This is a genomic window from Neobacillus drentensis, from assembly GCF_036965645.1.
Lineage (GTDB): Bacteria > Bacillota > Bacilli > Bacillales > Cytobacillaceae > Neobacillus > Neobacillus drentensis_D.
Genome location: NZ_JBALPZ010000221.1, coordinates 282 through 8,421 on the forward strand (window position 1 = coordinate 282; position 8,140 = coordinate 8,421).

9 protein-coding genes are annotated in these 8,140 nt (G+C 37.8%); 1 reads left to right on the plus strand and 8 read right to left on the minus strand.

The window, feature by feature from the left end:
- Window positions 1-68: 68 nt before the first annotated feature.
- Complete coding sequence (locus V7266_RS28795; protein WP_335472639.1) at window positions 69-1,244, plus strand: sulfite reductase subunit alpha; 1,176 nt, start codon at window positions 69-71, stop codon at window positions 1,242-1,244.
- A gap of 99 nt (window positions 1,245-1,343) precedes the next feature.
- Here V7266_RS28795 and V7266_RS28800 read toward each other — a convergent pair whose 3' ends face one another.
- The 8 genes from V7266_RS28800 to V7266_RS28835 all read right to left on the minus strand — a co-directional run bounded on the left by V7266_RS28800 (window position 1,344) and on the right by V7266_RS28835 (window position 7,857).
- Complete coding sequence (locus V7266_RS28800; protein ID WP_335472640.1) at window positions 1,344-3,365, minus strand: glycoside hydrolase family 3 protein; 2,022 nt, start codon at window positions 3,363-3,365, stop codon at window positions 1,344-1,346.
- Between the two features lie 280 nt (window positions 3,366-3,645).
- The gene (locus V7266_RS28805; protein WP_335472641.1) at window positions 3,646-4,422 is read right to left on the minus strand and encodes a sulfite exporter TauE/SafE family protein; all 777 of its coding nucleotides are present in this window, start codon (window positions 4,420-4,422) and stop codon (window positions 3,646-3,648) included.
- 83 nt (window positions 4,423-4,505) lie between these two features.
- Complete coding sequence (locus V7266_RS28810; RefSeq protein WP_335472642.1) at window positions 4,506-5,633, minus strand: MBL fold metallo-hydrolase; 1,128 nt, start codon at window positions 5,631-5,633, stop codon at window positions 4,506-4,508.
- Between the two features lie 110 nt (window positions 5,634-5,743).
- Window positions 5,744-6,319: a sulfurtransferase TusA family protein gene (locus V7266_RS28815; RefSeq protein ID WP_335472643.1), complete on the minus strand. Its 576-nt coding sequence runs from the start codon at window positions 6,317-6,319 to the stop codon at window positions 5,744-5,746.
- A gap of 52 nt (window positions 6,320-6,371) precedes the next feature.
- A complete protein-coding gene (locus V7266_RS28820; protein WP_335472644.1) occupies window positions 6,372-6,668 on the minus strand; it encodes a rhodanese-like domain-containing protein in 297 nt (98 codons plus the stop codon).
- 58 nt (window positions 6,669-6,726) lie between these two features.
- Window positions 6,727-7,206, minus strand: a complete 480-nt coding sequence (locus tag V7266_RS28825) for a DsrE/DsrF/DrsH-like family protein (protein WP_335472645.1) — start codon at window positions 7,204-7,206, stop codon at window positions 6,727-6,729.
- Between the two features lie 75 nt (window positions 7,207-7,281).
- Window positions 7,282-7,509 carry a sulfurtransferase TusA family protein gene (locus tag V7266_RS28830; RefSeq protein ID WP_335472646.1) on the minus strand — a complete coding sequence of 76 codons (228 nt, stop codon included), beginning with the start codon at window positions 7,507-7,509 and terminating at the stop codon, window positions 7,282-7,284.
- 84 nt (window positions 7,510-7,593) lie between these two features.
- Window positions 7,594-7,857 carry a metal-sensitive transcriptional regulator gene (locus V7266_RS28835; protein ID WP_335472647.1) on the minus strand — a complete coding sequence of 88 codons (264 nt, stop codon included), beginning with the start codon at window positions 7,855-7,857 and terminating at the stop codon, window positions 7,594-7,596.
- Between the last annotated feature and the right edge of the window lie 283 nt (window positions 7,858-8,140).

Consider the following 8,140-nt stretch of genomic DNA (forward strand, 5'->3'; position numbering starts at 1 on the left):
TGGAAGAGGTAACATAGAACACATAATTCAAATTAATAACTAGTAAATATAAAAATTTAGAGGTGAAGATGATGCAACTAACAGCGAATAAAAATGATGACAAAAAAATACCTGCTACCTATTCAAGGACAAACCCTTTTCAAGCGAAGGTTCTGAATAACTTTAATTTAAATGGTCCTAGCTCTAATAAAGAAACAAGGCATATTGAGTTATCTTTGGAAGGATCGGGTCTTTCCTATATCCCTGGTGACGCCCTTGGTGTAATCCCAAAGAATGATCCAGAACTTGTAGCAGCCCTTCTAGAGGAAATGAAATGGGATGAAGGAACTCTAGTTACTATTAACAAGCAAGGGGAAACACTTCCATTAAAAGAGGCTTTAACTGACTACTTTGAAATCACCCTGCTGTCGAAAAAGATTCTCCAAGCGGCAGCGGCATTCACAGATAATGAAGAGTTAAAAAATCTAGTATTAATTGAAAATACAAATCAGCTAAAAGAATATACCAACGGACGTGATTTGCTTGATATGTTACGTGACTTCGGTCCTTGGAAAGCTTCTGCCCAAGAGATTGTTTCTCTTTTAAGAAAAATGACAGCCCGTCTTTACTCCATTGCCAGCAGTATGGCAGCCCATCCTGGCGAGGTTCATTTAACAATTGGTGCTGTGCGTTACACTGCAAACGGACGCGATCGCAAGGGTGTTTGTTCTGTACAAGTTGCCGAACGTACTCAAGAGGGTGATACCCTTGCAGTATTTGTACAGCCAAATAAACACTTTCATTTGCCAGAGTCCAAAGAAAAAGATATCATCATGGTTGGTCCTGGAACAGGTATTGCACCATTCCGTTCCTTTATTGAAGAACGAGCAGTTACAAAAGCAGAAGGTCGCACATGGTTATTTTTTGGGGATCAGCATGCAGCATCAGATTTCCTTTATCAAGACGAATTAGATAAATATCAGAAGGATGGCATTCTGACAAAATTAGAGACTGCCTTCTCTCGTGATAGCGAGCAAAAAGTCTATGTTCAGCATAAAATGCTGGAAAACAGCAAAGAACTATTCGAATGGCTGGAAAATGGAGCATACTTCTATGTTTGCGGAGATAAGCAATATATGGCGAAAGATGTTCATAGCGCCCTCTTAACTGTAATTGAAAAAGAAGGCTCCATGACCCCTGAAGAAGCTGAGGCCTATCTAAATGCTATGAAAGAGCAAGGGCGTTACCAGCGGGATGTTTATTAAGATAGGTGATTAAAGAGTAATCCAATTAAAAGAGGGACTCCAGTAAGATTAACGGAGTCCCTCTTTTATGTTTCATGCCTGATGAACCATGTTGCTTGGTTATTTAAAACTTAATCCAAAATCAAATCCATACTTATCCCCACTCTTATTTTTATAAACATAAGAAGGATCTTCTTCATATCCAGGAATGTCTCCCACTTCGTTATCGACGGCTGCTTTATTAGCTGGAATGGTGAATGGAAGTTTTCCAGTCGGATTAAATTTGCCGCGAATGACATCAACAATTGCCTCTGCCTTCGTTCCAAAAGTGGCAACTACCGCTGCTGCATTCGGTTCAATTTGGTCTATTAACCATGGATTCGTGAAATTTATGGCCGTAATGGTCGGAACCGTTTTTTGAATTTCTATAATCCGGTCGACATTTGTGATGCCTGTTTCAGGACCTACTGAAATCCGTGGGTTATTGTCCCAGTTTGATTGAACAGGTCGAACCCATACAAAGGCATGTGTGGCTTCAGCAAGATTATCTGTTACTGTGATCGATGGATCATATTTTTGAATCGTTTCTCTTAATTTCTTCGTAGCCGCCGCGTCATTTCCACCTGGGAACATTTCAACATAGAGCTTAACATTGTGTATTTTTCCATCACTTAATGGAAGGACATTCTCACCATTGATTTTATCGTTACGCATAAGAACAAGGGACTTCCTGTGTGCTGCATCCGCCTTTTTCTGTGATTCAGGATTATTCACGACATCAAGAGCGTGCTGTCCGTCTACGTAAGGGTTTTCAAAAAGACCTAATTTCATCATCTCTGTTAGTAAAAATGATACAGATTGATCCACTTTTTCTTCTTTCAGGATTCCATGTTTTACTGCATCGATGATAGGAGCTGGGTCCGATGCACCAGAGATTATGTTTGTCCCAGCATTAATTGCTTTTGCATATTTTTGTTCAAGCGTTAACCCTTCTGCCCCCCAAGCATTATTGCCGACTGCGCCAGTATCGGAGTTAACATACCCCTTGAAACCAAGCTGGCCTCGGAGCAGATCCGTAATAATCGCTTTGTTTAAAGCAAAGCCAACTTCCTCAAATTGCTGCGTAGGACTAAACCATGGTAACCCTTGGTCGGCACTCGTATTGCTTGGGTAAGCATAATATGGCATCACCGAAGACACGCCAGCCATAATAGCCGCTCTAAAGCTTGGAATATGATATTTTAACAAGCTTCCGGCAGTTGGATATGGGTTGAATTTTCCTTCAGGAAAATGTGGATCTAAGCCATTGTCTCGAGCTCCGCCGCCCGGGAAATGCTTAACAGTAATCGCAACACTGTCTTTCCCAAGTTCATCCCCTTGGAAACCTTTGATGACGTTATAAATCATGCCTGAAGCAAGTGCAGGCTGCTCGCCAAACGTATCTTCAATTCTTGCCCAAAGCGGATCGGTCGCAATATCTGCTGTATATCCATATACCTTGCGAATCCCCGCCGCTCTCCATTCTTTCGCCGCGGTTTCAGCGAAATCCTTGACTAGATTGGTATCACGGGTTGCCGCAAGCCCTAATGGTCCTGGCCAAAAGGAATGCAAACCTGCCCCTTCGCTGCTATTCGTATAATCTGTGGATGCATGATTTCGAGGATTGGATGTGATGACAATTGGGATCCCTAATCTGGATCCTTCTGCAGCTTCTTGAAGCTGATTATTATAAGATGCGATGGTATCGACAGTTGGGGTTTGCCGGAAAATGTAGTACCGTGTATTTTGATCAATTAATTTATTTGGCAGGACTAACTTGTTATCCTTAAAAGCCGGAAACTCTGTAATCAGCATCATCCCCGCTTTTTCCTCAAGCGTCATCTTTTTGACAAGATCCTTCACACGTACATCGGTAGGAAGCTGCCAGTTTTCATATGGATCGAGCCTGCCATTATTATTTAGGTCTTTGAATTTCTTCTCGCCCTGTACTAGAATGTTTTTGGTCGTCGCTGTAATCTCAGGTGCATTTTGTTTATTACCATTTGATTTTCCCTCCTCCGCACTTGCATAAGGAATGACTGCCGATGATAACATCAAGGCGGCAAGTGTTAAAGATGCTGTTCTTTTTGAGAATCGTTTCATATCTTTTTCTCCCCCTTTTACATGATAAAATTTTCCAAAAAATAGACTTAAAAGCTATAAACCTCATTCACCCCCACTAATAGGCAAGAAAACGCTTCCATTCCCTATTCATTTTATAATCTTTCATTTAATATCTAGTAGAGAATTTTTTTAGGAGAATTTGTGTTTTTTTAATATTATGGAAAATATAAAAATAGAAGCATCATCAGACAGGAACTTGATCTAAACAATTCTAATTAATAATAGAAAAAGGACTGCCAATTAAAGCAGTCCTTCTTACTTACAATATAGTCATCCATGTCTTCACTGCTGTAGTTAAGATTAAAATCCCCATAATGATTTGTAAAACTTTTGTATTTACTCTTCTCCCAGCATTTGCTCCAATCGGTGAAGCAATTAAACTGGCAGCAACCATGATGAGCGATGGTAGAATTGCCACTTGCCCTGTTGTTATTTTTCCGAAAACAGCTCCAATTGATGAAATAAACGTAATAGCTAAGGAAGAGGCAATGGTCATTCTTGTTGGAATCTTTAAAACCACCAGCATGATTGGTACTAACAAAAACGCGCCTCCCGCTCCCACAACGCCAGCTCCAATTCCTACAAAGAAAGCAAATAATGCGGCAAGCCATTTGTTAAATTTGACTTGTTCTAAAGGAATATCGTCAATCCCCTTCTTGGGAACAAACATCATGACAACAGCAATAAGCGCTAAAATACCATAAACGAAATTAATTCCACTCTCCGGCATATGAGTCGAACCGAAACCTCCAATAAAACTTCCCAACAGGATACTAACTCCCATGTAGGCGATTAGTGTTTTATTTAAAAATCCTCCTTTACGGTAAGCCAAAACACCGCTAATTGTCGCAAAGAAAACCTGGATAGCAGTAATTCCTGAAACTTCATGAGCTGTAAAATGACCGACACCCAGCATAACTGGAATATATAATAACAATGGAAAGTTGATAATGGCACCACCAATTCCTAGCATTCCAGAAATAAATGAGCCTATAAATCCAATTAGGAAGATCGTGATGATAAAGCTAATATCCATGTTGTCCTCCTTCTAAAAAGGGAACCTTACTTGGTTCCCCATTGTTCATTTGCAGCTTCTAATCTAATTCTCCCATTTCAGATTTATCGAACTGCACAGCGGTTTGGTCCGATTTCCATTTCTCGTTGTTTCTCTAAGTCAGGATTTATTTTCCCCATATTCGTTTCACGAATTTCTTGATAAGCATGTGGCTGTGGCGGTAAGTTTTCGGTTACCATTTTTCTGAAATCATTTTCATCTTCAATATTTAGACCATGGTTTTTTGCAATCAAGATACTTAATTTTTCTGACACACTGCCATCATCGTTTAATTCTTCAATAATCATAAAATGTGCAGGGAGAACAATAAGTTCTTCTGATAATTCTCTATAACGTTTATAAAGAGTTTCTCTTAAATCTCCCACCCAGTCTTCTGCCATACCTGCTAAGTCTGGTCTTCCGATCGAATCAATGAATAAGATATCACCTGAAAGTAAAAACTTTCCATCTACTACAAAGGAAGTGGACCCGATTGTGTGACCAGGAGAATATAATGCTTGAATATTAATGATGGTATCACCAATTTTGACATCACTTCCGTCTTCTAATGGCTGGTACTCAAAGGTTACTTCCGTAGCATCCTTAGGCGGTAACCAGTAGATTGCACCCATTTTTTCAGCTATTGTGCGTCCTCCTGAAATATGGTCTGCATGAAGGTGAGTATCAAATACATTCGTGATTTTTGCACCGATGCTTTCAGCAAAATCAAGATAGATGTCAGTCATTCGTGTTGCATCAATCAATGCTGCCTCTCCGTTTGAAACCACCATGTAGGATAAACAGCCTTTACCAACTCGTACAAACTGATAAATTTCGCCTCCATCATTTAAGTCTCCAAGTTTAACCGGCTCTAAATGTTCACTCCATGCTTTCATTCCACCCTTAAGGTATGACACGTTTAATCCAGCTTCTGAAAGCATCTCTGCTACCATTACCGAAGAACCTTCTTTAGCACAAACTACTAATATATCTTTATCAGTAGGAATTTTTCCGATAATTTCTTCAACACCATCAAGCAATTCAAAATAAGGCATATTTAAATAGCGAAAGTTTTCACCTTCGATTTTCCAATCTTGAAAATCACTATCATTTCGAACATCAAAAATAAATAGATCTTCCCTATTAAAAACTTTTTTGGTTACTTCTTTTGAAGTCATACTATTTACAGTCATTTTATCGTTACCCCCCACGGTATTATTTAAGTTAAAAAAATATACTAATTTAAAATTAAAATGAGATCCATTTTTTTAAAATGTTACAGCTTTACGCAAGTTCAAAGTGTTTATTTCTTGATACCTGTTGATTGACCCTTCCATTGGCTCATACCTGGTACCACATTCATTACATTTGTAAATCCCTTTTGCGCTAATTTTTGTGCTGCTAAGTCACTGCGATTACCTGTACGACAAAGGACATAAATTTCTTTATCTTTATTTAGCTCGTCCATTCGATCTTCTAATTCACCTAAAGGAATAGAGACAGCATCTGGGATATGGTTAAAGACATATTCCGCTGCTTCTCTTACGTCAAGAACTACAATATCCTCATTGTTTTCCATTTTCTTTTCAAGAATCTCATTACTTATTAAATTTGGGTACTTTTTTTCATTGGTTTCATCATTGGATGACTTACGAAGATAATGCTTTAGTACATTTCCTTCTTCGATTGTACCCAGGTATTGATGACCCGTACTTTCTGCCCAAGCTTTTAAATCAGCTCTAGATCCTTTATCTGTCGCTTGAACTTCTAAAACAAGACCTTCCTCAAGAGTATTCATTGCCTTTTTTGTTTTAACAATCGGCATCGGGCATGCTAATCCTTTTGCATCTAATATAACGTTTGCTTTCATGTTTTCCATTATAAGACCTCCCATTTAATACCTATGTGGGTATATTTTTACTTAAAAAAATTTATTCTATTTTACCTTCCCAAGCAAGCATTCCACCTGACATGTTTATCACGTCAAATCCATAGCTTTCAAGGAATTGAGTGGCACGGCCACTTCTTCCACCAGATCGGCATACCATAATATACTCTTTTGATTTATCTAATTCATGCATACGAAACTCAACTAAACCTAAAGGAATATTTACAGCGCCTGGAATTTTCCCCGCTGCTACTTCGTCCACTTCGCGAACATCAATAATGTTTAGCTGCTTTCCTTTGTTTAATAAAGCCTCTACTTCTTTTACAGTCATTTGTTTCATGTTAAAGCCCTCCTATAAATTTTTTCTTTAAATCCAAACCCTCATGCCGTCTTTGTAATTAAATAAACAAATTAACATTCCCTTCTTCTGCATCTCCTAAATAAGCTGCCACACCTGCATATTCGATTGAATCTAATAACTCCTCTTGTTTGAGGCCTAATAAATCCATTGTCATGGTACAGGCAACGAGTTTTACATCCTGCTCTTGAGCCATTTCGATTAGTTGTGGTAAAGGCAGGGCGTTATGTTTTTTCATAATGTCCTTAATCATTTTTGGACCGAATCCGGCAAAATTCATCTTTGAAAGACCCATTTTGTCTGCGCCTCTAGGCATCATCTTTCCAAACATTTTTTCCATAAAACTTTTTTTCACCGAAATATTCTCATCCTTACGAAGGGCATTTAATCCCCAAAATGTATGAAAAATAGTCACTTCATGATCATACGCAGCAGCACCATTTGCAATGATATAAGCTGCCATAGCTCTATCGTAATCTCCACTAAATAGGACAATTGTCGTCTTTTTCTTATCTGTCATGTTGTAACCTCCTGAATGTAATTATAAATTAAAATTAAACATTTACCGGTATAGGTATTTTATAGATTAAAAAAATTATCCTTTTTTGATCCAAAACTTTAAAATGTCATTTTCCTCGTCATACTTTAATAATTCATGACCTCCTGATTTTGCCCATGCAGCAAGGTCATTTTTTGCCCCTTTATCAGTTGTGTGTATTTCTAAAACTTCACCAGATTGAAGTTCATTTATCGCCTTTTTTGTTTTTACAATTGGCATAGGACATGCTAAACCTTTGGCATCTAATACTTTTGCAATATTCATTGTTTATTTTCCTCCTATTTTCTATTTACCTTTACCCCTACGGGTATATTATTAATCAAAATAAAAGAGGGTGTCAACCCTTTTTTATCGACTTTTCACTAACAAATTAACAGCTTCTTTTACTAATTCTTCCATGCTTTTTTCCCCTTGATGTTCCGCTTTCTGAACACATTCCACTAAATTAGAGCTTACAATCACACCAATGGTTCGATCAATTGCAGTTCTAGCTGCAGATAATTGGGTAATAACTTCTTTACAATCCTTATTTTCTTCCATCATTTTTAAAATCCCCCTTAGCTGTCCTTCAATCCGCTTGGCTCTATTTTTAACTTGATCATTGTAATCCATGTTTTTTGCCTCCTTTAACAATAGATTTCTATTTTTAGACGATTTTTCTTTAATAATACCTTAGAATGATATCTGAACCAAGTCCCTAATCGTGATACCTCCTTATAATAAACCCCTATAGGTATAATGTCAATAAATTAACTCTCCAAACTATAAAAATTATGATATATATTGTAAATTTACAGTAATACTGTATAATTCACAGTATAACTATAGGAATAAGTGGGATAGGTGGCTGGATATGCGTTTATTTAAGAACCTTTTTATTGAACATTGTCCAAAA

What these genes read in the sequence shown, in the direction of transcription:
- V7266_RS28815 (WP_335472643.1), bottom strand. Translation starts at nt 6,319, where the DNA reads ATGGAAAACATGAAAGCAAACGTTATATTAGATGCAAAAGGATTAGCA.
- V7266_RS28830 (WP_335472646.1), bottom strand. Translation starts at nt 7,509, where the DNA reads ATGAATATTGCAAAAGTATTAGATGCCAAAGGTTTAGCATGTCCTATG.
- V7266_RS28805 (WP_335472641.1), bottom strand. Translation starts at nt 4,422, where the DNA reads ATGGATATTAGCTTTATCATCACGATCTTCCTAATTGGATTTATAGGC.
- V7266_RS28825 (WP_335472645.1), bottom strand. Translation starts at nt 7,206, where the DNA reads ATGACAGATAAGAAAAAGACGACAATTGTCCTATTTAGTGGAGATTAC.
- V7266_RS28795 (WP_335472639.1), top strand. Translation starts at nt 69, where the DNA reads ATGATGCAACTAACAGCGAATAAAAATGATGACAAAAAAATACCTGCT.
- V7266_RS28810 (WP_335472642.1), bottom strand. Translation starts at nt 5,633, where the DNA reads ATGACTGTAAATAGTATGACTTCAAAAGAAGTAACCAAAAAAGTTTTT.
- V7266_RS28835 (WP_335472647.1), bottom strand. Translation starts at nt 7,857, where the DNA reads ATGGATTACAATGATCAAGTTAAAAATAGAGCCAAGCGGATTGAAGGA.
- V7266_RS28820 (WP_335472644.1), bottom strand. Translation starts at nt 6,668, where the DNA reads ATGAAACAAATGACTGTAAAAGAAGTAGAGGCTTTATTAAACAAAGGA.
- V7266_RS28800 (WP_335472640.1), bottom strand. Translation starts at nt 3,365, where the DNA reads ATGAAACGATTCTCAAAAAGAACAGCATCTTTAACACTTGCCGCCTTG.